The 24,632-nt window shown below is 73.6% G+C and carries 22 protein-coding genes and 1 pseudogene; all 23 read right to left on the bottom strand.

Annotation, left to right across the window (positions count from 1 at the left end; genetic code table 11):
* Positions 1-82 precede the first annotated feature (82 nt).
* Positions 83-1,588 carry a primosome assembly protein PriA gene (locus tag ATJ97_RS19965; protein ID WP_211287418.1) on the bottom strand — a complete coding sequence of 502 codons (1,506 nt, stop codon included), beginning with the start codon at positions 1,586-1,588 and terminating at the stop codon, positions 83-85.
* A gap of 579 nt (positions 1,589-2,167) precedes the next feature.
* Positions 2,168-2,560 (bottom strand): annotated as a pseudogene (locus ATJ97_RS20220) (primosomal protein N' family DNA-binding protein); the annotation flags it as partial.
* A 357-nt stretch (positions 2,561-2,917) separates the two neighbouring features.
* Positions 2,918-4,117 carry a methionine adenosyltransferase gene (metK, locus tag ATJ97_RS02260; RefSeq protein WP_098482354.1) on the bottom strand — a complete coding sequence of 400 codons (1,200 nt, stop codon included), beginning with the start codon at positions 4,115-4,117 and terminating at the stop codon, positions 2,918-2,920.
* Positions 4,114-5,346: a bifunctional phosphopantothenoylcysteine decarboxylase/phosphopantothenate--cysteine ligase CoaBC gene (coaBC, locus tag ATJ97_RS02255; protein ID WP_098485154.1), complete on the bottom strand. Its 1,233-nt coding sequence runs from the start codon at positions 5,344-5,346 to the stop codon at positions 4,114-4,116. Before coaBC ends, metK begins: the two co-directional genes overlap by 4 nt.
* A gap of 104 nt (positions 5,347-5,450) precedes the next feature.
* On the bottom strand, positions 5,451-5,714 hold the full coding sequence (rpoZ, locus tag ATJ97_RS02250; RefSeq protein WP_043503010.1) for a DNA-directed RNA polymerase subunit omega: 264 nt from the start codon (positions 5,712-5,714) through the stop codon (positions 5,451-5,453).
* Between the two features lie 83 nt (positions 5,715-5,797).
* The gene (gene gmk / locus ATJ97_RS02245) at positions 5,798-6,394 is read right to left on the bottom strand and encodes a guanylate kinase (RefSeq protein ID WP_098482353.1); all 597 of its coding nucleotides are present in this window, start codon (positions 6,392-6,394) and stop codon (positions 5,798-5,800) included.
* Between the two features lie 302 nt (positions 6,395-6,696).
* The gene (gene mihF / locus ATJ97_RS02240; RefSeq protein ID WP_098482352.1) at positions 6,697-7,008 is read right to left on the bottom strand and encodes an integration host factor, actinobacterial type; all 312 of its coding nucleotides are present in this window, start codon (positions 7,006-7,008) and stop codon (positions 6,697-6,699) included.
* Between the two features lie 194 nt (positions 7,009-7,202).
* Positions 7,203-8,009, bottom strand: a complete 807-nt coding sequence (gene pyrF / locus ATJ97_RS02235) for an orotidine-5'-phosphate decarboxylase (RefSeq protein WP_245862782.1) — start codon at positions 8,007-8,009, stop codon at positions 7,203-7,205.
* Between the two features lie 128 nt (positions 8,010-8,137).
* Positions 8,138-11,470, bottom strand: coding sequence for a carbamoyl-phosphate synthase large subunit (carB, locus tag ATJ97_RS02230; RefSeq protein WP_098482350.1), 3,333 nt, complete (start codon positions 11,468-11,470; stop codon positions 8,138-8,140).
* Positions 11,470-12,648 (bottom strand): glutamine-hydrolyzing carbamoyl-phosphate synthase small subunit, encoded by a 1,179-nt coding sequence (carA, locus tag ATJ97_RS02225; protein ID WP_098485153.1) that lies wholly within the window; start codon positions 12,646-12,648, stop codon positions 11,470-11,472. Before carA ends, carB begins: the two co-directional genes overlap by 1 nt.
* A 164-nt stretch (positions 12,649-12,812) precedes the next feature.
* Positions 12,813-14,126, bottom strand: coding sequence for a dihydroorotase (locus ATJ97_RS02220; RefSeq protein WP_098482349.1), 1,314 nt, complete (start codon positions 14,124-14,126; stop codon positions 12,813-12,815).
* Entirely contained in the window at positions 14,123-15,109 is a 987-nt protein-coding gene (locus tag ATJ97_RS02215) for an aspartate carbamoyltransferase catalytic subunit (RefSeq protein ID WP_098482348.1), read from the bottom strand. Before ATJ97_RS02215 ends, ATJ97_RS02220 begins: the two co-directional genes overlap by 4 nt.
* The gene (gene pyrR / locus ATJ97_RS02210) at positions 15,106-15,702 is read right to left on the bottom strand and encodes a bifunctional pyr operon transcriptional regulator/uracil phosphoribosyltransferase PyrR (protein ID WP_098482347.1); all 597 of its coding nucleotides are present in this window, start codon (positions 15,700-15,702) and stop codon (positions 15,106-15,108) included. The genes ATJ97_RS02215 and pyrR overlap by 4 nt, the downstream gene beginning before the upstream one ends.
* A gap of 172 nt (positions 15,703-15,874) precedes the next feature.
* Entirely contained in the window at positions 15,875-16,384 is a 510-nt protein-coding gene (locus tag ATJ97_RS02205) for a CinA family protein (protein WP_098482346.1), read from the bottom strand.
* 143 nt (positions 16,385-16,527) lie between these two features.
* Positions 16,528-16,950, bottom strand: a complete 423-nt coding sequence (nusB, locus tag ATJ97_RS02200) for a transcription antitermination factor NusB (protein WP_098482345.1) — start codon at positions 16,948-16,950, stop codon at positions 16,528-16,530.
* A gap of 296 nt (positions 16,951-17,246) precedes the next feature.
* Positions 17,247-17,807, bottom strand: coding sequence for an elongation factor P (efp, locus tag ATJ97_RS02195; protein WP_098482344.1), 561 nt, complete (start codon positions 17,805-17,807; stop codon positions 17,247-17,249).
* Positions 17,808-17,889: 82 nt separating this feature from the next.
* Entirely contained in the window at positions 17,890-18,267 is a 378-nt protein-coding gene (locus ATJ97_RS02190) for a hypothetical protein (protein ID WP_098482343.1), read from the bottom strand.
* A complete protein-coding gene (locus ATJ97_RS02185) occupies positions 18,264-18,884 on the bottom strand; it encodes a hypothetical protein (protein WP_098482342.1) in 621 nt (206 codons plus the stop codon). The genes ATJ97_RS02190 and ATJ97_RS02185 overlap by 4 nt, the downstream gene beginning before the upstream one ends.
* A gap of 165 nt (positions 18,885-19,049) precedes the next feature.
* Complete coding sequence (locus ATJ97_RS02180; RefSeq protein ID WP_098482341.1) at positions 19,050-19,619, bottom strand: shikimate kinase; 570 nt, start codon at positions 19,617-19,619, stop codon at positions 19,050-19,052.
* Positions 19,620-19,623: 4 nt separating this feature from the next.
* Positions 19,624-21,348, bottom strand: coding sequence for a 3-dehydroquinate synthase (gene aroB, locus ATJ97_RS02175; RefSeq protein ID WP_098482340.1), 1,725 nt, complete (start codon positions 21,346-21,348; stop codon positions 19,624-19,626).
* Positions 21,345-22,562, bottom strand: a complete 1,218-nt coding sequence (aroC, locus tag ATJ97_RS02170) for a chorismate synthase (protein ID WP_098482339.1) — start codon at positions 22,560-22,562, stop codon at positions 21,345-21,347. Before aroC ends, aroB begins: the two co-directional genes overlap by 4 nt.
* A 232-nt stretch (positions 22,563-22,794) precedes the next feature.
* Positions 22,795-23,562: a prepilin peptidase gene (locus ATJ97_RS20210; RefSeq protein ID WP_098482338.1), complete on the bottom strand. Its 768-nt coding sequence runs from the start codon at positions 23,560-23,562 to the stop codon at positions 22,795-22,797.
* Positions 23,555-24,526: a shikimate dehydrogenase gene (locus ATJ97_RS02160; protein WP_098485152.1), complete on the bottom strand. Its 972-nt coding sequence runs from the start codon at positions 24,524-24,526 to the stop codon at positions 23,555-23,557. Before ATJ97_RS02160 ends, ATJ97_RS20210 begins: the two co-directional genes overlap by 8 nt.
* Positions 24,527-24,632: the final 106 nt, after the last annotated feature.

Here is a 24,632-nt window from a genome sequence, read left to right as displayed (position 1 = left end):
CGGCCCCTGAGGAAGTCATCACTCCCCCATCTTGCACACGAGGTCGTCGTCGCACCGATCAACAGGCGGTGATGGGCACAGGTCACCAGAGGTCCGGCGGGTCCACCTGGATGCGCACAGACCCCTCCTCCTTGCGGGCGCTGCGCACGGCTGAGGCCTGCGCGAGCCGCCTGGCGAGCTCGGCACCGGACCGGCGGGGGGTGCGCAGCAACGCGCGGACCTCACCGTCCTCCGCCTCGACCGGCCCCAACAGTTCGAGTCCCTCGAAACGATCGAGATGGTCGAGCAACGACCGCACGGCCCGCGGGCTCCCCTGCAGCGAGGCCATCCGTACGGCGGGCGGGAAGGCGAGCTCGCTGCGCTCCCCCAGCTCACGGGTCGCGAAGCCCGCAGGGTCCCACCTGACCAGCGCCTGCGCCGGTATCGGGGCGGGACGGCCCAGGAGCATCACCGTTCCTCCGTCCGCCGCACCCCGGACGAGGGCCGCCGCCCCGAACCATCGGCGGAGCGCCTCCGCAGATGCCCACAGTTCGGGTCGAGAAGTCGTCGCCGCCGCGTCGAGGATGAGGGCCGCGGCGTACCCACCGGCCGCCGTCGGCTCGGCGCCGGGCGTGGCGACAACGACCCGCGGCCTGTCGTCGACAGTCTCGACGACGCCGTGGCTGCCGCTCGCGCCGGAGACGACGACCGGTACGGACGGGAACGCCCTGCCGAGCTCCTCGGCCGTGCGTGATGAGCCGACGCGTGCGGCGCGCAGTGCCCCGTGGCCGCACGTCGGGCAGTGCCAGTTGGTGGCGTGACGCCCGCACCAGGAGCACGTCGGGGCGACCCCTGGACGGTCGAGTCGCAGGGGGCCGTGGCAGGCGGCGCAGCGAGCGGGCTCCCGACAGCGTGCACAGGCCACGACCGGCAGGTACCCGGCGCGGGCCACCTGGACCAGCACGGGGCCACGCTCCAACGCCGAGCGGGCAACCTCCCAGGCGGGAGGAGGGATCCGTGCCGCGGCCGCCGGCCCTTCGCGGGCGAGGTCGACGTCGGACGGTGCAAGCACACGGGGGGCCGCCGCGCGGACGACAGTTCGCGGTGCCTGCACCGGGTGGGCCCACCCCTGCTCGACGAGGAGCTGCGCCTCCACGGTGCGCGCGAAGCCGCCGACGAGCAGGGCGGCCTCCTCGAGGTCGGCGCGCAGGGCAAGTACCTGGCGGGTGTGGGGATAGGGCGCGCGAGGCTCCTCCAGGCGGTCGTCCCCGTCGTCGAAGACGACGGCGAGGCCAAGGTTGGCTACGGGCGCGAACGCGGCGGCGCGCGTGCCCACCACCACACGGACGTCACCCAGCAGCACCCTCAGGAAGGCGCGGTACCGGCGGGCTGGACCGTCGTCCGCGACGAGCCGTGCGACGGGTTCGCCCGGCAGCGCATCCTTGAGTGCAGCGACGACGTCGTCCACCTGCCGGTTCGTCGGCAGGACGATCAGGACGCCCCGACCCGAGGCGAGCGTCGCTTGTGCCGCCTCAGCGATGGTGGCGGGCCAGGGAGCGGGCCTGGGGACCGAGGAGGCCTCGCGGGCGTCTACCGACGTATCCCTCACGCCGGTTGGGAGGACCGGGCCGGACGCAGGCGCCTCGCCCTGAGTTGATACCGATGGAGCGGCGGCGGACGCCTCGCTGGCACCAGAGGAAGCCTCAGGACCTGTGCCTGACGCCTCGCCGCCACCGGAGGCAGCCGCAGGACCTGTGCCTGACGCCTCGCCGCCACCGGAGACAGCCGCAGGACCTGTGCCTGAGGCCTCCCTGGCACCAGAGCGAGCCTCAGGGCCGGTGCCTGACGATAGGCCATCACGAGGCGGGGCTTCACGACCGTCGCCCGACGGCACGGTGGGAACGGGCGCCGGCTGACGATCGGCGGACCGTGCCTCCTCGCGGCCCGAGCGGCGCACGACTGGCTTCTCCCCTGACGACCCGGTAGAGGCAGCCTGTGCCGGCAGCGCAGACCAGACGGCACGGGGGCTCTCCCCCGCGGCGAGGTGCCGCAGGAAGGCAGGCCCCCCGGTGTAGCACGCCCAGGCGTCGCCGACCGGGGCGGGCACCGCAGCCGGCACAGCGAGGCCCGTGGCGCGCTTCTCGAGGACCGACTTCTCAGTCGTGGCATGGCGTGGCGGCACGGCAAGACGCACGACGTCCATGAGGGTCCCGGCGTAGCGGTCCGCCACTGCCCGGCACAGCCGCAGCACCGCGGGTGACAGCACCGGGACCGGGGAGGCAGCACGGCGCAGCGGGGCCAGAGTGCCGCGATGGTCGGTCTCGGCCCGACGCTCGACGACGTACGCCGGCCGGTCCTGCCCGGCGAAACGAACCTGCACGCGCGCACCCGGGACTGCGTTGTCGTCGAGCTCCGGAGGGACGAGGTAGTCGAAAGGATGGTCGAGGTGCGGCAGCGGCACGTCGACCACCACGCGAGCGACAGGATTCTCGACGCCGTTGCCGTCCACCGGCGTCGCGGTAGGCGCCGGGAGGTCCAGGAGCGACCCCTGCTCGGGACGGGCGCCGCTCGAGGTGATCATGAACCGATTCCATCACGGACTGCAGACACGCCGTCACGCCCCTGCGGGAGGTCCCGGGCCGATGGCCGCACGGCGGGAGGAAGGCGCGGGCTCCAGGATCGGCGAGCCGGCCCGCGACGAGTGCCGAGACGGGCACCACTGCGAACGGCGAGCACCCGACGGGACAGACCGGCGACCACCCAGCCGTCGGACGGGCGAGCACCCGACGGGACAGACCGGCGACCACCCAGCCGTCGGACGGGCGAGCACCCGACGGGACAGACCGGCGATCACCCAGCGGTCGGACAGGCGAGCACCCGACGGGACAGACCGGCGATCACCCAGCGGTCGGACAGGCGAGCTCCCAGCGTCAGACCGTCAGCCGATGGCGGTGCGCAGGTCCTCGACCCGGTCGGTGCGCTCCCAGGTGAACTCGGGCAGCTCCCGGCCGAAGTGACCGTAGGCCGAGGTGTGCCGGTAGATCGGGCGCAGCAGGTCCAGGTCCCGCACGATCGCGGCCGGTCGCAGGTCGAAGACCTCCCGCACCGCCGCGACGATCCGCTCCACCGGCACCGTCTCCGTGCCGAACGTCTCCACGAACAGCCCCACCGGGTGCGCCCGCCCGATCGCGTACGCCACCTGCACCTCGCACCGGCGCGCCAGCCCCGCCGCGACCACGTTCTTCGCCACCCACCGCATCGCGTACGACGCCGACCGGTCCACCTTCGAGGGGTCCTTCCCCGAGAACGCCCCACCCCCGTGGCGCGACATCCCCCCGTATGTGTCCACGATGATCTTCCGCCCCGTCAGCCCCGCGTCCCCCATCGGGCCCCCGATGACGAACTGCCCCGTCGGGTTCACCAGCAGGTCATAACCCGCCGTGTCCAGGTCCAGCCCCGCCGCCTGCAGCACCGGGGAGACCACGTGCCGGTCCACCGCCACCGCCAGCAGGTCCTGGCGCACCCACTCATCGTGCTGGGAGGAGACCACCACCGTGTCCAACGACACCGCCCGGTCCCCGTCATACCCGATCGTCACCTGCGTCTTGCCGTCCGGACGCAGCCCCGCCACCAGCCCCTCCTTGCGCACCAGCGCCAGCCGCTCCGCCAGGCGGTGCGCGAGGAAGATCGGCAACGGCATCAGCTCGGGCGTGTCGTCGCACGCGTACCCGAACATCAGCCCCTGGTCCCCCGCCCCCTGGACGTCCAGCTCGTCGAACACCCCGACGCCGGTGCGGCCCTCCAACGACTTCGACACCCCCGCCGAGATGTCCGCCGACTGCTGCCCGATCGAGACCGACACCCCGCACGAGGACCCGTCGAACCCGATCGCCGAGGACGTGTACCCGATCCGGCGCACCTCGTCCCGCACGATCTGCGGGATCTCCACGTACGCGTCCGTGGTCACCTCACCCACCACGTGCACCAGACCCGTGGTCACCACCGTCTCCACCGCCACCCGGGCCAGCGGATCCTGCTCCAGGATCGCGTCCAGAATGGTGTCCGAGATCCGGTCACACACCTTGTCCGGATGCCCCTCGGTCACCGACTCGGACGTGAACTGACGCAGAGAAGTCACCGCTCGATCGTAGTGGCAGCGCGCAGGCGGGCCGCGACGGCGTCCCAGACCGCGTCCGCGACGTCGTCCTTGCTGCCGCTCCCCCGCCCGACGACGGAGCCCTCGGCGTCGAGGATCGTCACCTCGTTCGGGACGTCGCCGAAGCCGCGGCCGACGCCGACCTCGTTGACGGCGAGCAGGTCGGCGCCCTTGCGGCGCGCCTTCGCCCGCCCGTGGGTGAGCACGTCGCCCGTCTCGTCGCCGGTCTCGGCGGCGAAGCCGACGACGACCTGCCCGTCACGGAGCCGGTCGGCGGCGAGCTCGGCGAGGATGTCGGGGTTCGTCTCCAGCTCGATCGGCGCGGGACCGGACGAGGTCTTCTTGATCTTGTGCGTCGTCGTCGTGGCCGGACGGAAGTCGGCGACGGCGGCCGCCATGACGACGACGTCGGCAGCGGACCCGGCCTCGCGGACCGCGTCGCGCAGCTCCAGCGTGGTCTCCACCTGCCGCACGTCGACGGCCGGGTGGTCCGGCAGGAGCGCGTCGTCGACGTTGGCGGCCACGAGGGTGACGGTGGCGCCCCGGCGGGCCGCGGCGTGGGCCAGGGCGACGCCCTGGCGGCCGGAGGACCGGTTGCCCAGGAAGCGCACCGGGTCGAGCGGCTCGCGGGTGCCGCCGGCCGAGACGACGACGGAGCGGCCGGCGAGGTCCTGCCCCGTGACGTCGTCGTCCAGGAGGGCGAGGGCCGCGGCGACGATCGCGGCCGGCTCGGGCAGGCGGCCGGGGCCGGAGTCGGCGCCGGTGAGGCGGCCGGAGTCGGGGTCGAGGACGTGCACGCCGCGCCCGCGCAGGGTGGCGACGTTCGCCTGCGTCGCGGGGTGCAGCCACATCTCGGTGTGCATGGCCGGGGCGAGCAGCACCGGGCACGTCACGGTGAGCAGCGTCGTGGAGAGCAGGTCGTCGGCCAGGCCGGTGGCCGCCTTGGCGAGCAGGTTCGCCGTCGCCGGGGCGACGATCACAAGGTCTGCGCCGCGTCCCAGGGCGACGTGGTCGACGTGCTCGGCGTCGTCGAAGACGGACGTGCGGACGGGCTCACCCGACAGGGCCTCCCACGTCGGGCGGCCGACCATCCTCAGCGCCGACTCGGTCGGGACGACGCGGACGCGGTGCCCGGCCTCCTTGAGCAGCCGGAGGACGAGGGCGGCCTTGTAGGCGGCGATGCCGCCCGTGACTCCCAGGACGATGCGCAACGCGCCGCCCGACGTGGTCGTGGCGGCGCGTCCGTGTGTGCTGCTCATGCGAGCGATTGTGCCTCAGTCAGCGGCGCGGGCGGCGCCGGCGACGAGGCGGGTGCTCACTCCTCGATGCGGGTGAGGGTCAGCATGCCCTCGTTGACCTCGCGCATGGCGATGGACAGCGGCTTGTCCTCCTGCGCGGCCGGGACGAGCGGGCCGACGAACTCCAGCAGGCCCTCCTGCAGCTGCGCGTTGTACGTGTTGATCTGGCGCGCGCGCTTGGCGGCGTAGATCACCAGGGCGTACTTGGAGTCGACCTTGTCGAGCAGCTCGTCGATCGGCGGGTCGGTGATGCCCTCGGGGGCGGCGACGGTTCCGTACATGGGTGACCCTCTCCAGGTTCGATTTCTGCGGGTTCGTGGGTGGCCGGGACGGCGCGACGGACGACCCGCACACATACAGCGCCCTACTCTACCCGTTCCGCCACGCCCATGAGGGTGAGGAGCTCGTCCGTGGCGCGTCCCACGTCGTCGTTGACGATGACGTGGTCGAACTCGCCGACGGCGGCCAGCTCCTCCCGCGCGGTGCTGAGGCGACGCTCGCGCTCCTCGGGGCCTTCCGTGCCGCGCCCGGTCAGGCGGCGCACGAGCTCCTCCCACGACGGCGGGGCGAGAAAGACGAACCGGGCGTCGGGCATCGCCTCGCGGACCTGGCGGGCGCCCTGGAGGTCCAGCTCGAGGAACACCGGCCGGCCGGCGGCGAGCTCACGCTCGACGGGTCCGCGGGGGGTGCCGTAGCGGTTGCGCCCGTGGACCACGGCCCACTCGAGCATCTGGCCGGTGCTGACGAGCTCGTCGAAGCGCTCCGACGTGAGAAAGAAGTAGTGGACCCCGTCGATCTCACCGGGGCGCGGGGCCCGCGTGGTCGCCGACACCGAGATCCAGACGTCAGGGGCGCGGCGCCGCATCTCCGCCATGATGGTCCCCTTGCCCACGGCCGTCGGTCCGGACAGGACGGTCAGGCGGGCGTGGGACGTCTCGAGCGGGGGTACGGCGTCGGTCATTCCGCCATCCTGCCAGGTCGCGGAGCGGGCTCCGAAGGGGCTCCGAGAAAGGTGACCGAGGTCGCGCCGGTGGGCTGACGACCTGCTGTGCCGGTGCTCACGGCGGCGGCGCTTCACCGGGGACGACGGGCGGTGCATCACCGCGGAAGGCAGCGGCAATTCACCCGGGAGGACGGCGGTGCGTCACCGCCGAACGCAGCGGCGGTTCACCTGGGACGACAGCGGTGCGTCACCGCCGAAGGCAGCGACGGTTCGCCTGGGACGACGGTACGGTGCGGCCGCGTCGAAGAATCTGGGGTCGCTCAGCCGAACCGCTCGACGAGGGCCGCGCTCTGGTGCGGCCCCAGCCCGCGCACGCGTCGCGCCTCGGAGATGCCGATCTCGGCCATGAGCGAGCGCGCGGTGGCCTTTCCCACACCGGGCAGCGACTCCAGCAAAGAGACGACCTTCAGCTTGCTGAGCGCCTCGTCCTGCTTCGCCGCCTCGAGGACCTCCGAGAGCGTGACCTGCGAGTACTTGAGCTTGTTCTTCACCTCGGCACGGGTCGCTCGGGCGGCGGCGGCCTTCGCCAGGGCGTCGGCTCGTTGCTCGGGGGTCAACGGCGGCAGTGCCACGATCGGTCACCTCGTCAGCTCACGGATGGTGCGATGTCAGGACGTTAGCGGTCCCCCGGACGACGGGCAACGGCGGGCCGTCCCGGGTGGACCTGCAGGTCACCGCTCCGGGCGGCCCGGGGCCGACGGCGGACGGGCGGGTCACGGTGGCCCGCCCGTCCCCACGGACCGGTCGGCGACCGCGGTGCTCCGGCTCAGCGGCCGAGCGCCTGCCGGGCGTCCTCCACGGCACGGGCGAGGGCGCCCGTGAGCCCGCCCGGGCCGGAGCCGAGCACGCCTCGCGAGGTGCTCGCCAGCACCTGTTCCCGCGCCGCGCCGAAGACCTCGGCGAGCTCCGCGGCCCCCGCTCCCTGCGCCCCCACGCCCGGCGCCAGAAGCGGCCCGCGCACCGCGGCGAGGTCCAGGCCGAGGTCGGCGACGGCGGTGCCCACCGTCGCGCCGACGACGAGCCCGACCGAGCCGAGTCGCCGGTGCGGGAGCGACGTGTTCTCCGCCGCGGCGCCGGCAGCGATGTCGCCGGCGACCGTCCCGCCCGCCGTCCGGGCGTGCTGGACGGACGAGCCCTCCGGGTTCGACGTCAGCGCCAGGACGAAGACGCCGCGCCCGTTCTGCCGTGCGAGGTCGAGGGCGGGCCGGAGCGAGCCGAAGCCGAGGTAGGGCGAGAGGGTGACGGAGTCCGCGGCGAGCGGACCGTCACCGAGGTACGCCTCGGCGTAGCCGGACATCGTCGAGCCGATGTCCCCGCGCTTGACGTCCAGGATCGTCAGGGTGCCGGCGGCCCGGACGGCCGCCAGCACGTCCTCGAGCACCGCGACGCCGGCCGACCCGTGCCGCTCGAAGAACGCCGACTGGGGTTTGAGCGCGGCCACGCGGCCACCCAGCTCCTCGACGACCCGCAGGCCGAAGGAGCGCAGGCCCGACGCGTCGTCAGGGAGACCCCACGCCTCCAGCAGGCCGGGATGGGGATCGATGCCGACGCACACGGGGCCGTGGGCCTCCATGGCGTCGGCGAGGCGGTCGCCGAACGGGAGGGTCGACGCGGGGCCGGTACCGAGCTCCCGAGGCTCCGCGGCTGGCGGTTGCCCCACGACCGCCGGGCGCTCGACGGGTGCGGATGCCCCGTTGTCCGTCATCCCACCCCCACGGCCGAGAGGTCGAGGCGCGCGGCACGGTCGGCGTCGTGCGCCTGCAGGCTGCGGACGGCGAACGGGCCGGCCTTGACGACCTCGATGGCCTGCACCGCCGCGCCGAACTCCTGCACGGTGGTGATGATCGGCTTGTCCGCGGCGGTCGTCGCGGCCCGGATCTCGTACCCGTCCGCGCGGGCGCCCTGGCCGCTCGGCGTGTTGACGACCATGTCGATCGCACCGTCGGAGATGAGGTCGATGATGGTCGGCTCACCCTCCGGGCCGCGCCCCTGGGACGCCTTGCGCACGAGCGTCGGACGGATCCCGTAGCGGCGCAGCACCCCGGCGGTGCCCTCGGTGGCGAGCACTTCGAAGCCCATCTCGACCAGCCGCGTCACCGGGAAGATGATCGAGCGCTTGTCCCGGTCGGCGACCGAGACGAACACGCGGCCCGTGGTGGGCAGACCCCCGTAGGCGGCGGACTGGGACTTCGCGAACGCCGTCGGGAAGTCGACGTCGAAGCCCATGACCTCGCCGGTGGAGCGCATCTCGGGGCCGAGCAGCGTGTCGACCACCGACCCGTTGCCCGTGGCGAAGCGCTTGAACGGCAGCACGGCCTCCTTGACCGCCATCGGGGCGTCGAGGTCGAGGACGCCGCCGTCCTGCTCGGGCAGCACGCCCCGCTCGCGCAGGGAGGCGATCGACTCGCCGGCCATGACGAGCGAGGCCGCCTTGGCCAGCGGCACCCCGGTGGCCTTGGCCACGAACGGGACCGTCCGGGAGGCCCGTGGGTTGGCCTCGATGACGTACAGCACGTCCGAGACGAGCGCGAACTGGATGTTGAGGAGCCCGCGCACGCCCACGCCCTCGGCGATGGCCAGGGTGGAGCGGCGGATCCGGTCCAGCTCGGTGGCCGACAGGGTCACCGGCGGCAGCACGCAGGCCGAGTCGCCGGAGTGGATGCCCGCCTCCTCGATGTGCTCCATGACACCGCCGAGGAAGAGCTCGGTGCCGTCGTAGAGGGCGTCGACGTCGATCTCGATGGCGTCGTCGAGGAAGCGGTCGAGCAGCAGCGGGGCGCTGCGGCGCGACGCCTCCCACCCGCCGCCGTCGGACGTGCGGGCGAGGTAGTCGCGCAGGCCCGGCTCGTCGTAGACAATCTCCATGCCCCGCCCGCCGAGCACGTAGCTCGGCCGGACGAGGACGGGGTAGCCGATGTCCTCCGCGACCTCGAGCGCCTGCTCGTCGGACGTGGCGGTCCCGAACGCGGGCGCCGGGAGGCCGGCGCGGCCCAGGACGGCACCGAAGGCGCCGCGGTCCTCCGCCAGGTCGATGGAGGCCGGCGAGGTGCCGAGGATGGGCACCCCGGCGTCGGCGAGGCGCTGGGCCAGGGACAGCGGGGTCTGCCCGCCGAGCTGGACCACCATGCCGGCCACGGGTCCGGCCGCGAGCTCGGCGTGGTAGACCTCGAGGACGTCCTCGAAGGTCAGCGGCTCGAAGTAGAGCCGGTCGGAGATGTCGTAGTCGGTCGAGACCGTCTCCGGGTTGCAGTTGACCATGACCGTCTCGTACTTCTCGGCCAGCGCCATCGTGGCGTGCACGCAGGAGTAGTCGAACTCGATGCCCTGGCCGATCCGGTTCGGGCCCGAGCCCAGGATGATCACGGCCTCGCGCTCACGCGGCGCGACCTCGGTCTCGAGGTCGTAGGCGGAGTAGTGGTACGGCGTGCGCGCGGCGAACTCCGCGGCGCAGGTGTCGACCGTCTTGTAGACCGGGCGCAGGCCGTAGGCGTGGCGCACCTCGCGGACGACCTCCTCGCCCAGGTCGCGCAGGCGCCCGATCTGCAGGTCGGAGAACCCGTGCCGCTTGGCCAGGCGCAGCACCTCCGGCGTGAGCGCGGGGGCGGTGCGGACCTCGCCGGCGACCTCCTCGAGAAGGAGAAGCTGGTCGAGGAACCACGGGTCGATCGCCGTCGCCTCGAAGAGCTCCTCCACGGTCGCCCCGCCGCGCAGCGCCTGCTGGACCTGCACGAGGCGGTCCTCGGTCGGCGTCCGCGCGGCCTCGACGAGCGCCCTCGTCTGCTCCGCGTCCGGCGCCGGGCCCTCCCAGTGGAACGTCATGCCCTTCTTGTCGATCGAGCGCATGGCCTTCTGCAGCGCCTCGGTGAAGTTGCGGCCGAGCGCCATGGCCTCGCCCACGGACTTCATCGTGGTCGTCAGCGTGGGGTCCGCGGCGGGGAACTTCTCGAACGCGAACCGCGGGACCTTCACGACGACGTAGTCGAGCGTCGGCTCGAAGCTCGCCGGGGTCGAGCCCGTGATGTCGTTGGGGATCTCGTCGAGGGTGTACCCGACGGCGAGACGGGCCGCGATCTTCGCGATCGGGAAGCCGGTCGCCTTCGACGCCAGCGCCGAGGAGCGCGAGACGCGCGGGTTCATCTCGATGACGATGACCCGCCCGGTGGCCGGGTCGACGGCGAACTGGACGTTGCAGCCGCCCGTGTCGACGCCGACCTCGCGGATGATCGCGATGCCGACGTCGCGCAGCTTCTGGTACTCGCGGTCGGTGAGCGTCAGGGCCGGCGCGACGGTGATGGAGTCACCGGTGTGGACGCCGACGGGGTCGACGTTCTCGATGGAGCAGACCACGACGACGTTGTCCGCCTTGTCGCGCATGAGCTCGAGCTCGTACTCCTTCCACCCGAGGATCGACTCCTCCAGGAGCACCTCCGTGGTGGGCGAGTAGTGCAGCCCCGCCCCGGCGATGCGGTCGAGGTCCTCGGGGGTGTGCGCGAAGCCGGAGCCCAGCCCGCCCATGGTGAACGACGGGCGCACGACCAGCGGGTAGCCCAGCTCGGCGGCGATCTCGTGGCACTCCTCCAGGGAGTGCGCGATCGCGGAGCGGGCGGACTCGGCGCCGCAGCGCTCGACGACGCCCTTGAACTTCTCGCGGTCCTCCGCCAGGTGGATGGCGTCGATGGAGGCGCCGATGAGCTCGACGCCGTACTCCTCGAGCACGCCGTTCTCCGCCAGCGCGATCGCGGTGTTCAGCGCGGTCTGGCCGCCGAGCGTCGGCAGGAGGGCGTCCGGGCGCTCCTTGGCGATGATCGTGGCGACGGCCTCGGGGGTGATCGGCTCGACGTAGGTGGCGTCGGCCAGCTCCGGGTCCGTCATGATCGTCGCCGGGTTGGAGTTGACGAGGATGACCCGCAGGCCCTCCTCGCGCAGGACGCGCACGGCCTGGGTGCCGGAGTAGTCGAACTCGGCCGCCTGGCCGATGACGATCGGCCCGGAGCCGATCACCATGACGGATGAGATGTCTGTGCGCCGCGGCATCAGCGGGCCTCGCCTTCCGTGGTGGTGGTGCGTTCGCGCATGAGCCTCACGAACCGGTCGAAGAGGTGCTCGGCGTCGTGCGGCCCGGAGGCGGCCTCCGGGTGGTACTGGACGGAGAACGCGGGGACGTCGAGCGCGCGCAGGCCCTCGACGACCTGGTCGTTGAGGTTGACGTGGGAGACCTCGACGCGGCCGTAGCGTCCGCCGTCGTAGGGGGCGACGGACGGGGCGTCGATCGGGGCGTCGACGGCGAAGCCGTGGTTGTGCGCGGTGATCTCCACCTTGCCGGTGGTGCGGTCGAGGATGGGCTGGTTGACCCCGCGGTGGCCGTAGGCCAGCTTGTAGGTGCCGTACCCGAGCGCCCGGCCGAGCAGCTGGTTGCCGAAGCAGATGCCGAAGAACGGCAGCCTGGCATCCAGGACGCCGCGCAGCAGCTCGACCTCGTGGGTCGCGGCGCCGGGGTCGCCCGGGCCGTTGGAGAAGAACACGCCGTCGGGCTCGAGGGCGAGGACGTCCGAGAGCGACGAGGACTGCGGGACGACGTGCACCCGGACGCCGCGGGCCGCGAGCTGCTCGGGCGTGCGGGCCTTGATGCCGAGGTCGACGGCCACGACGGTGGCGACCGGCTCCTTCCCGGCGAACTCCCCGGTCGGCTCGACGACGTACGCCTCGTCGGTGCTGACCTCGCGGGCGAGGTCGGCGCCGGTCATGTGCGGGGACTCGCGGACGACGTCGAGGAGCACCTCCACGGCCTGGTCGCCGAGGTTGGCCGCGCCGGCGGGCAGCGCGTCGCCGGAGAAGATGCCGGCGCGCATGACCCCGCGCTCGCGCAGGTGGCGGGTGAGTGCCCGGGTGTCGACGTCGCAGATGCCGACGACTCCCTGGTCGGCCAGCTCGTCCTCCAGCTCCCGCACCGAGCGCCAGTTCGAGGCGCGGCGGGCGGCGTCGCGGACGACGTACCCGGCCACCCAGATGCGGGAGGACTCCGGGTCCTCGTCGTTGACACCGGTGTTGCCGACGTGCGGGGCCGTCATGACCACGATCTGCCGGTGGTAGGAGGGGTCGGTCAGGGTCTCCTGGTAGCCGGTCATACCGGTGGAGAAGACGATCTCGCCGACGGTGCGGCCCGTCGCCGCGTAGGCGCTGCCGCGCAGGACGAAGCCGTCCTCGAGCACGATGAGCGCCGGCTGGCGGACCGCGCCGCGGGGGGCAGCGGGCCGGCGGGGCGCCTGCGTGGTGGCGCCGACGGACGTACCGGTTCCGGCGCGGGCGGACGCGCCGGCGACCGCTCCGGCGGAGACGCCGGACGTGACGGGAAGGCCTGGTTCGTTGGTGGAGGCACTCACGCGCCCACCTCCTCTCGCGCCACGGGGGCGCCGTCGAGCACGGTGGCCCGTCCCCGCAGGAACGTGGCCATGACACGGCCGGGCAGCTCTGTGCCGGCGAAGGGGCTGTTGGTGCTGCGGGTCAGCTGTGCGGCCGGGTCGACGACCCGGCGCACCGACGGGTCGACGAGGGTGAGGTTGGCCGGCTCCCCCACCGTGAGCGGCCTGCCCTGGTCGCTGACCCGTCCGATCCGGGCGGGCGCCGTCGACATGACCCGCGCGACGTCCGCCCAGGTGAGGCGCCCGGTCTCGACCATCGTCTCGATGACCACGGGCAGCGCCGTCTCCAGGCCCGTCATGCCGAACGCCCCCGCGGGCCACTCGCAGTCCTTGTCCTCGACGGGGTGCGGGGCGTGGTCGGTGGCGACGATGTCGATGGTGCCGTCCTCGAGCCCCGCGCGCACCGCCTCGACGTCCTCCGCCGTGCGCAGCGGCGGGTTCACCTTGTAGCGCGGGTCGTAGGAGCGGGCGAGCTCGTCGGTGAGGATGAGGTGGTGGGGGGTCACCTCGGCGGTGACGTCGATCCCCCGCGACTTCGCCCACCGGACGATGTCCACGCTGCCGGCGGTGGAGAGGTGGCACACGTGCAGGCGCGAGCCGACGTGCTCGGCGAGGAGCACGTCGCGGGCGATGATCGACTCCTCCGCCACGGCGGGCCAGCCGGTGAGGCCGAGCTCGGCGGAGACCGCGCCCTCGTGCATCTGGGCGCCCTCGGTGAGGCGAGGCTCCTGGGCGTGCTGGGCGACGACGCCGTCGAAGGCCTTGACGTACTCCAGGGCCCGGCGCATCAGGACGGGGTCGGCGACGCACTTCCCGTCGTCGGAGAAGACCCGGACGCGGGCGGCCGAGGTGGCCATGGCGCCGAGCTCGGCGAGCATCTCGCCGGCGAGGCCGACGGAGACGGCACCCACGGGGTGGACGTCGACCCAGCCCGCCTCGCGGCCGAGGTTCCACACCTGCTCGACGACGCCCGCGGTGTCCGCGACCGGCGTCGTGTTGGCCATGGCGTGCACGGCGGTGAAGCCGCCGGCCGCGGCCGCCCGGGTGCCGGTGAAGACGGTCTCGGCGTCCTCGCGGCCCGGCTCGCGCAGGTGGGTGTGCAGGTCGACGAGACCGGGCAGGGCGACCAGCCCGTCGGCGTCGACGACGACGGCGGAGCCGGCCTCGCGGGCTGCGTCGGCGCCCGTGGCGGCGATGACGCCGTCGCGCAGCAGCAGGTCGGTCGCCTCTCCCCCGAGGGGTCTGGCGGAGCGGACGAGGTAGTCGGTCATGAGATCCCTCCGGGGGTCTCCTCGCCGCCGGCGAGGAGCAGGTAGAGCACGGCCATGCGCACGGAGACGCCGTTGGCGACCTGCTGGACGATGGTGGAGCGTGAGGAGTCGGCGGCCTCGGCACTGATCTCCAGGCCGCGGTTCATGGGTCCGGGGTGCATGACGATCGCCCGCTCCGGCAGCCGGGCGAGCCGGGCGCCGTCGAGCCCGTAGAGGCGGTGGTACTCCTGCGGGGACGGGAAGAACCCGCCGCCCGCCGAGGACATCCGCTCACGCTGGACCCGCAGCATCATCACGGCGTCCGGGCGCGCCTCGTCGAGCGCGGCGTCGAGGTCGTAGCTCACCGTGCACGGCCAGGACTCCATGCCGACGGGCAGCAGGGTCGGTGGCGCGACGAGCGTGACCTTCGCGCCGAGGGTGTGCAGCAGCTGCACGTCGGAACGGGCGACCCGTGAGTGCAGGACGTCGCCGACGATGACCACGGACGCGCCCTCGAGGGAGGAGCCCTCCGGCGCGGGCGCGTCGCCGCCCGTGGTGAGGTGGCGACGCATGGTGAAGGCGTCGAGCAGAGCCTGGGTCGGGTGCTGGTGCGTGCCGTCACCGGCGTTGAGGACGGGCACGTCGATCCAGCCAGAGTGGGCGAGCCGGTGCGGCGCCCCGGAGTCGTGGTGGCGGATGACCACCCCGTCGACGCCCATCGCCTGGAGCGTCAGCGCGGTGTCCTTGAGGGACTCGCCCTTGGAGACCGACGAGCCCTTGGCGGAGAAGTTGATGACGTCCGCGCTCAGGCGCTTGGCCGCGGCCTCGAACGAGATCCGGGTGCGGGTGGAGTCCTCGAAGAAGAGGTTGACCACGGTGCGCCCGCGCAGCGTCGGGAGCTTCTTGATCATGCGGTGCTGGGTGGCCGCCATGGCCTCGGCGGTGTCGAGCACGCCGACCGCCTCGTCGAGGGTGAGGTCCGCGGCGGAGAGCAGATGCCTCATCGTGCGGTCCGCCCCGCCGCCGGGCCGGCCGCCGGGGTGGAGATCGTCACGGCGTCGGGACGTCCGTCGTCGGTCTCGGCGAGCTGGACCCGCACCCGCTCGGCGCGCGCCGTCGGCAGGTTCTTGCCGACGAAGTCGGCGCGGATGGGGAGCTGGCGGTGACCGCGGTCGACGAGCACGGCGAGCTGGACGGCGGCGGGCCGCCCCAGGTCGTTGAGCGCGTCCAGGGCGGCGCGGATCGTGCGGCCCGAGTACAGGACGTCGTCGACGAGGACCACGACCTTGTCGTCGATGCCGCCGTCCGGGACGGTGGTGCGGCCGAGGGTGCGGGTGGGCTGACCACGCAGGTCGTCCCGGTACATCGTGATGTCGAGGGAGCCGACCGGGACGGACGTTCCCTCCGTCTCGCCGATCCGCCGGGCGATGCGCTCGGCGAGCGGCACCCCGCGGGTGGGGATTCCCAGGAGGACGACGTCCTCGCCGCCCTGGTTGCGTTCCAGGATCTCGTGCGCGATGCGGACGAGGGAGCGGGAGATGTCGGAGTCGGTGAGCACCGCGCGCTCTGCGCCGGCGCTCGTGGGCGTGCTGGCCACGAGGACCTCCTTCCCCGCCTCACGGGACGGGCCTTAAAGGATGTCGGACGCGGCGATGCTACCGCGCACGGTGGGCGGGCCCCGCGGCGCCACCGCCTGGTGGGACGGGGTGTGACGCGTCCCTCAGTCGCTCTCGCGGCTCTGTGGGGCGGGACGCGATGACGCGCGTCCCTCAGTCGCTCTCGCGCAGGAGGGTGACGAGCATGCGGAGGGCGTGGAGCGTGGTCTCCTCGACCACCTGGGCCGGGTCGCCCTCGAGGCCGAGCTCCTCGGTGACCTTGCGGGAGCCGGCACGGCCGCTGAGGTAGACGGTGCCGGCATCCTTGCCCTCCTCGGGGCCGGGGCCGCCCACCCCCGTCACCGCGACGGCGACGTCGGCGCTCAGCAGCTCCGCCACGCCGTCGGCCATCTGCTCCGCGCAGGAGGCGGTCACGACCGGCCCCGGGTCGACGCCCAGCACGTGGTACTTGGTCTCGTTCGTGTAGGCGACGACGCCGCCCGCGAACCACGTGGAGGAGGCCTTGGCTGCGCCCAGGTGAGAGGCGATCTTGCCGGCCGTGAGCGACTCTGCGACGGCCACGGTCACGCCTGCCCCGCCGTCCTGGCCGTTGCCGTCACCGCCGAGCCGGGAGGCGATCTCGTCGAGAAGGGGTTGGGCGCCGTCGATGATGCCGTCAGTCATGAGGAGGATCCTCACCCCTCGGGCGGTCGTCGGCACGTCGAGTCGGTCGTCGGCACGTCGAGTCGGTCGTCGGCACGTCGAGTCGGTCGTCGGCACGTCGAGTCGGTCGTCGGCACGTCGAGGCGGCCGTCGGGCCGCGCCCGTCAGAGGGTCGGCTTGAGGTCCAGGAGCCGGCCGAGCAGGCCGTTGACGAATGCGGGCGAGTCGTCGGTGGAGAGCTCGGCCGCGAGGTGGACGGCCTCGTCGACCGCGACGGCGTCCGGGACGTCGTCGTTGTGGAGCAGTTCCCACGCGCCCAGGCGCAAGATGCAGCGGTCGACCGTGGGCATCCGGTCCAGGGTCCAGCCCTGCGAGTAGGTGCTCAGGAGCTCGTCGATCTCGTCGCGGTGCGCGACGACCCCCTCGACGATCTCGACCGCGTACTGCGGGAACGCGCCCTGGGCGACCGTGACGTGCAGCCGCTGCTCGAGCAGCGCGAGCATCGCGTCAGCCGACGTGATGCCCTTCTGGTCGGCCTCGAACAGGACGTCCAGCGCCCGCCGGCGGGCCTTGGTTCGTGCGGCCACGGGAGGTCCTCTTCTCTGTCTTCCGGTGGAGCGGTGTCTTGTCTGTCTCGGCTCACTGCACGCGGACAGTGCACCCGATGCCGGTGGCGGTGGCGGTTCGGCACCGTCGGCAGCTGCTGCGGGAGCGCGGCCGGAGGCCGCCTTCGCGAGGCGCCCGCGCCACGCGGTTGCCTGTCCGTCCCGCTGCTCACGGCCCGCCTTGTGCCGGCGCCCGGTACGCCGATCGACGCACCGGGACGGCCGGCCTTCGGTCCTGGCGAGCGCGACTGACGCGGCCGGACGGACTCAGTGACGGATCAGTTGACGCGGCCGAGGTAGTCACCCGTGCGGGTGTCCACCTTGACCTTGGTGCCGGTTTCGAGGAACAGGGGGACCTGGATCTCGTAGCCGGTGGCGATGGTGGCCGGCTTGGTGCCGGCGGAGGAACGGTCGCCCTGGAGGCCGGGCTCCGTGTACGTGATCTCCATGACGACGGACGCGGGCAGCTCGACGAAGAGCACCTGTCCCTCGTGCATGGCGACGACGGTGTCCTGGTTCTCGATGAGGAAGTTCGCCGCGTCGCCGACCGTCTCCGCGGAGATCGGGATCTGCTCGTAGGTGTCGGAGTCCATGAAGACGAAGTCGTCGCCGTCGCGGTACAGGTACTGCATGTCGCGGCGGTCGACGGTGGCGGTCTCGACCTTGACGCCGGCGTTGAAGGTCTTGTCGACCGTCTTGCCGGAGAGCACGTTCTTGATCTTCGTGCGGACGAAGGCGGGGCCCTTGCCGGGCTTGACGTGCTGGAACTCGACGACGGACCACAGCTGCCCGTCGATCACGAGCACCATGCCGTTCTTGAGGTCGTTGGTCGAAGCCATGCGTGGGCCGTCCTCTATGTCGATTTCGTGTGGGGAACGGCGGCCCGTTGACGCATCTGGTCACCCGGCCGCTCGGCGCCCGTCAGGATACCGTGCCGAGCAGCAGCATGCCGACGACGCCGCACAGGCCCGCCCAGGAGTAGCTGGCCAGCGTGCCGATGATGAACCGCTCGGCGGCCGGGCTGCGCCGGTCCGGGTGCGCCTCGCGCAGCTCCGGGTAGCGGCCGAGCCCCTTGACCGCCAGCACGACGGCGACCGCCTCGGGGAAGTTGACCAGCACGGAGCCGGTGATGGCGAGCCGCTCGAGCATGCCGATCCACGCGCCTCCGCGCAGCACCCCGGGCACGGCCGGTCCAGGCTCGACCCGGCTCAGCACCGCCCACACGAGCACGCGCCCGACCAGGACGGACGCGGCGAGCACCGCGAGCACGATCAGCACCGTGGCGGTGGTGGAACTCACACGTCCTCCTTCTCCCCCGCGGCGCGGCGCAGGAGCCTGGCTGCCAGCGGGCGGACCCGACGCTCCTCCTCCAGCAGGGCCGACCGTACCCGTTGGCTGACCGCCTGCTCGGATATCCCCAGCGTGGCGGCGACGTCCTTCTGGCGTACCCCCGGGCCGAGCAGGTCGGCGACCTCCCACCCCGCTGCGGAACGCCGGCGGACGACGGCGGCGAGGAGCTGGACGAGCGCAGACGCGTCGCCGGCCGCCTCTGGATGGTCGCCGACGACGACGACGGGCATCGGCTCCCCGCGGCCACGGGCCCGCTCGACCGCGGTGCGGGCCTGCACGAAGGCGGGGCCCGAGCTGGCGCGGGAGGACTCGGCGAGCGGCTCGTGCACGGCACCGGCGCCGATCCCCACGGCCCAGTCCTGCAGGCGGACGAGATGGAGGGCGAGGTCGAGCGCCGCCTCGGCGGTGCTGAGGACCGTCTGGACCTCGTCGCCGACGGTTCGCTCGAGGGGCAGCGCGACGCCGTCGCGGTGCGCCTCCTCCCAGGGAGCGAGTCGCTCGAGAAGATCCGGGACCTTGTCGCCGCGCCGCCTGCTGGCGTGCTGGTCGGCCGTCACGACGAACATTCCTGAAGGCTACAGCGTTGATGTCAGCACATCAAAGGCGCAGCCTTGAGGGGGCGGCGCGACGGAAGCATCCGACCCGGCGTCGGCGGGGCGACGCCGAACTACACAAGCTCCGCGGGCGGGGAGGCAAGGCACCCGCCTTGATCCAGCCGGATCAAGGCAGTCTCAGGAGTGCCCGATGGTGGCCAGGACCGCCGCCGCGACGTCGTCGACCGTCAGCGACGACGTGTCCACCACCGTCCCGGCGACCCGCTCGTAGGACGGGCGCCTCGCCGCCGCCATGGCGGCGAACTGGGCGCGGGCGCTGCCGAGAGCGACCGAGCGAGGCGCGTTCAGCCCCACCCGCGGCACCCCGGCCGCCATCGAGACGTCGAGCATGACGACCGTCCCGCCCGCGGAGGCGTAGCGCTGGAGGCTCTCGGTGGCGTCCTCGACGGCGCCGCTGCCGAGCGCCAGCACACCGTCGGACCTCAGCGCGTCCGCGACGACGTCTCGCTCGAGCGCGCGGAACGCCTCCTCCCCGAGGTCGACGATCAGCTCGCCGACCGGAGCCCCGCCGCGCTCGGCGACCATCTCGTCGGTGTCGAGGAAGGCGACACCGAGCCGCTGCGCCACGAGTGCCCCGACGGTCGACTTCCCGCCCCCCGGAGGTCCGACGAGCACGACCTGCGGTCCGGCGGTGCCGCCCGCGGAGGAGGAGGTCGACGAGAGATCTGGACTCGCTGGGCTGCTCACCGGATCACCGTAGCGGCTGCTCGTGCTCCTGCGGCTCTGCGCCTTGGGCGCTGGGGCCCGGGCCGGACCGGCGCGCACCGGTGACCGCCGCGTACGCCGCCTCCAGGTGCTCGGGCGCAGGGCCCCGCAGCACGGTGGGCCGGGCGACGTCCTCGAGGACGACGAAGCGCAGGACGTTGCCGCGGACCTTCTTGTCGTGGGCCATCGCGTCGTGGAGGTCGGCCCACCGGCCGCCGCGGTACGTCGTCGGCAGCTCGAGGAGCCCCAGGACGCTGCGGTGACGGTCAGCCACGTCGGCGGCGAGGATCCCTGCCGCGCGCGCGAGCTCGGCCGCGAAGACCATGCCGACGGCGACCGCGTCACCGTGGCGCCAGCGGTACCCCTCCGTCCGCTCGACGGCGTGACCGAAGGTGTGGCCGTAGTTGAGGATCTCCCGCAGGCCGGCCTCGCGGAGGTCCTCCCCCACCACGCGGGCCTTGACGGCGACGGCCCGCTCGACGAGCTCGCGCAGCACGTCCGAGCCCGGGTCCTGCGCGGCGAGCCCGCCGTCGGCCTCGACGAGGCTCAGGATCCGTTCGTCCGCGATGAACCCGGCCTTGACCACCTCCGCCAGCCCGGCCCGCAGGTCCGCGACCGGGAGCGTGGTCAGCGCGTCGAGGTCGCACACCACGCCGGCGGGCGGGTGGAACGCGCCGACGAGGTTCTTCCCGTGAGCGGTGTTGATGCCCGTCTTCCCGCCCACCGCGGCGTCGACCATGCCGAGCAACGTCGTCGGGACGTTGACCAGGCGGACGCCACGCAGCCAGCTGGCCGCGACGAACCCGGCGACGTCCGTCGTGGCCCCTCCCCCGACGGCGACGACGACGTCCTCCCGGCCGAAGCGTTCGTCACCGAGCAGGTCCCAGCACCGGGCGACGACCTCGAGGGTCTTGGCGTCCTCGGCGTCGGGCAGGGTGTGCAGCACGGCGGTCACACCTGCCGCCTCGAGAGCCGCGGCGTGACGGCGTGCGAGGGGCGCGGTGGCCCGCGCGTGAAGGAGCAGGGCGCGGGACGCCTCGCCGACGAGACGGACCACCTCGTCATCGAGTCCGCGCCCGACGACGACGTCGTAGCCGGCCGTGCCCGTGACCGGGATGCGGGTCGGCGTCGCAGCGAGGGCCGGCCCCGAGGCCGCCGCGTCGAGGCGGGCGAGAACGTCCGCCGGCAGGCTGGCGGCTGCGCCCCACACGGCGCGCAGCACCTCGGCGGCCACGTCCTGCGGCCGGCGGTCGCTCGTGCTCACGGTGAGGGTGGACACCCGCTCGTACACGGGAAGCCGGTCGCGGCGCAGGGTCTCGAACCGGCCGGCGGGGTCGCCGGCCAGGAGCGGACGCTCCCCGGAGAGCGAGACGCGGGCGAGCGCACGCTCGGCGGCCACGTCGAGCAGCACGACGGTGTGGCCGCGCAGGGCCTCCTGCGTGCCCGGGTGGAGGACGGCGCCGCCGCCCAGGGCAAGGACGCCGTCGTGCTGGGCAAGCATCCGGACGACGACGTCGTGCTCGAGCTCGCGGAAGCTGGCCTCGCCGTGGGTGCGGAAGTACTCGGGCACGCTGGTGCCGGCGGCCCGCTCGACCTCGAGGTCGGTGTCGACGAAGTCGACGTCGAGGGCGCCGGCGAGGAGGCGGCCGACCGTGGTCTTGCCCGCTCCGGGCAGTCCGACAAGGACGACGCGTGGGCGGGTGCCGCTCACCGCAGGTGCTCCGGGATGGCGTCGAGGTAGCTGCGCAGGTTGCGCGCCGACTCCCCGACCGAGTCACCGCCCACCTTCTCGAGCAGGGCCTGCGCGAGCACGAGGGCCACCATCGCCTCGGCGACGACGGCCGCCGGCGGTACCGCGCAGACGTCGGAGCGCTGGTGGATCGCGCGGGCCGGCTCGCCGGTGGTGACGTCCACGGTCGCGAGCGCCCTCGGGACCGTGGAGATGGGCTTCATCGCCGCGCGCACGCGCACGACCTCGCCGTTGCTCATGCCACCCTCGGTGCCGCCGGCCCGGTTGGTGGCCCGGCGCAGGCGCTCGTCGGGGCCCGGGACGATCTCGTCGTGGGCCGCGGACCCGCGGCGCGCGGCCGTGCGGAACCCGTCACCGATCTCGACGCCCTTGACGGCCTGGATGCCCATGACGGCACCGGCGAGGCGCGAGTCGAGCCGCCGGTCGCCGGAGACGTGCGACCCCAGGCCCGGGGGCACGCCGTAGGCGAGCACCTCGACGACGCCGCCGAGGGTGTCGCCGTCCTTCTGGCACTGGTCGATCTCGGCCACCATGGCGGCCGAGGTCGCGGGGTCGAAGCAGCGCACGGGGTCGGTGTCGAGCGCGGTCACGTCGTCGGGTCCGGGCACGGGGGCGTCGTCGGGCACGGCCACGGGACCGATGGCGACGACGTGGGAGACCAGCCGGATCCCGGCGACCTGCTCGAGGAACGCGGCGGCGACCGTCCCGAGGGCCACACGCGCGGCGGTCTCCCGCGCGCTCGCCCGCTCCAGCACGGGCCGGGCGTCCCGCAGGTCGTACTTCTGCATGCCGACGAGGTCGGCGTGGCCGGGCCGGGGGCGGGTCAGTGGCCGGTTGCGGGCGACCTCACGCTCGTCGCCGGTGCCGGCGTCCACGAGGAGCGCCTCCGGCGGGACGGGGTCGGCCGACATGACCGTCTCCCACTTGGGCCACTCGGTGTTGCCGATCTCGATCGCGACGGGTCCGCCCATGCTGACGCCGTGGCGCACCCCGCCGAGGATGCGCACCTCGTCCTTCTCGAACTTCATGCGCGAACCGCGCCCGTGACCGAGGCGCCGCCGGGCGAGCGCGCCCTGGATGTCCTCGGTGGTGACCTGCACACCGGCGGGCAGCCCCTCGAGCACGCCGACCAGCGCCGGGCCGTGGGACTCCCCTGCCGTCAACCATCTGAGCATGAGGCGATCCTGCCACGGCCGGGCGGGGGCACCGCGGCGGCGTCCAGCAGGTGCGACCGCGGCGGCGACCAGCGGGTACGACCGCGGCGGCGACCGGCGGGTGCGACCGCGGCGGCGACCCGCGGGTACGACCGCGGCGGCGACCGGCGGGTGCGACCGCGGCGGCGACCCGCGGGTACGACTACGGCGGCGACCGGGTACGACCGCGGCGGCGACCAGCAGGTGCGACCGCTCAGACGAGAAGGTTCCCGGTGAGCGCCCCGGCCGTGGCCAGAGCCGCCCCGAGGATCATCCACGGTCCGAAGGCGAACTCGGAGTTCCGCCCGGCCCGGCGCGCCAGCAGCAGGACGCACGCGAGGACCCCGCCGAGCAGGAACGCGGCCATCGGCCCGGCGAGCACCGCGGACCAGCCGAACCAGCCCAGCCAGAGGCCGAGCACGCCGCCCAGCTTCACGTCTCCGAGCCCGAGCCCGCCGGTGCGGACGAGCCCGAGCACGAGGTACCCGAGCGCGGAGACCACCCCGGCGAGGACCACGCGGCCGAGTGCCCAGAGGTCGCCCTCGACCACGGCGGCGAGGGTCAGCATGACGAGCAGCCACACCGCTCCGGGACCGACGAGCTTGTCCGGCAGACGGTGGGTGCGGACGTCGATCACCGTCAGCAGCAGTCCGAGCGCGGCAAGTCCGGCACCGGCGACGACGACGGGCCAGGGTTGCCCCACCAGCGCGGCGGCGGCGAGCACGGCGACGACGCCGGCCGCCGTGAGGAGTGCCGGTGTGAACGTCCCCGCGGGGATCCCGGAAGGTTCCTCCTCCGTGACGGCGGGGGCACTGTCGGCCTCGTCGAGAGGCAGGTCCGTCGGGGCTCCGTCCGCCCCCGCCCGCACCCCCGCTCCCGCTCCCGCTCCCGCCCGCGACTGGTCCGCCCGGACGCCGTCGACGGCGGACGGCAGCTTCTCAGCCGGGACGCTGTCGGCGTCCGGGCGCGAACGCTCAGCCACGGCGCGCGAGGTCGAAGACGACCGGTGAGTCCGACACGGCCCGGCCGGCGTGGCGGCGGTCGAGCTCGGCGAGCAGGGACGCCCTCATGACCGCGACGTCAGGATCACGGCCGGTGAACAGCCGCACCTGGGCCTCCGCCTGGTGGAGCAGCATCGCCCAGCCGGGCGCGATCGCCCCACCGGCCTCCCGCCAGGCGCGGGCGAGCGGCGTCGGCCACGGGTCGTAGACCACGTCCAGGAGCACCGCCCCGGCCAGGGCGTCCTCGCTGCCGTCCAGGCGGGCGGCGAGTGCGGCGGCGACGTCGTCCGCCACCCCGGAGGGCACGGTGGAGACGACGACGTCCGCCGCGAGCAGGGCGTCCACCGCGACCTCGGCGGAGGTCCACGGCCGGTGCGTGGTCGCGACGCCCATCCGGTGGGCGGCCACCGCGGCCGACCCGGGGCCGGCGACACTCCTCGCGACGAGCGTCGTGCTCGTGGCGCCGAGCTCGCCGAACGCGGCCAGCGCGGACGACGCCGTGGCACGGGCACCGAGGACGACCGGCCGCCGCGGCTGCCAGCCCTGGGGGGCGACCTCGCGCAGGGCCGCGACGATGCCCCGGACGTCGGTGTTGAAGCCGACGAACGGCCCCGCGCGCCCGTCCCTGCCCGGCTGCACCACGAGGGTGTTGACGGCGCCGGTGACCTCCGCGAGCGGGTCGACGACGTCGAGCAGCGGGATCACGGACTGCTTGAGCGGCATGGTGAGCGAGAGACCGCCCCAGGTGCCGTCGAGCTGCTCGAGCACCGCCGGCAGCTCCGCCGCCGTGACGTCCTGCAGCCCGTAGGCCCAGCCGGTCAGGCCGAGCTGGGCGTACGCGGCCCGGTGCAGCACGGGTGAGAGCGAGTGGCGCACCGGGTGCCCGAGCACCGCGGCTCGGCGCCGGACCTCCGGCGCCGTCAGGTCCTGCCCGACCACGGACATGTACGCCCCCTTCTCGCCGACCGACAGCACAGGTCTACCAGGAGCGACCGCGCGAGCGGTCCCCCGGTCCACAGGCACGCCGTCCCAGGTGGGCCGACAGCGATAC

Source organism: Georgenia soli (assembly GCF_002563695.1).
Classification (GTDB): domain Bacteria; phylum Actinomycetota; class Actinomycetes; order Actinomycetales; family Actinomycetaceae; genus Georgenia; species Georgenia soli.
This window is presented reverse-complemented; position numbering and strand designations above follow the sequence as displayed.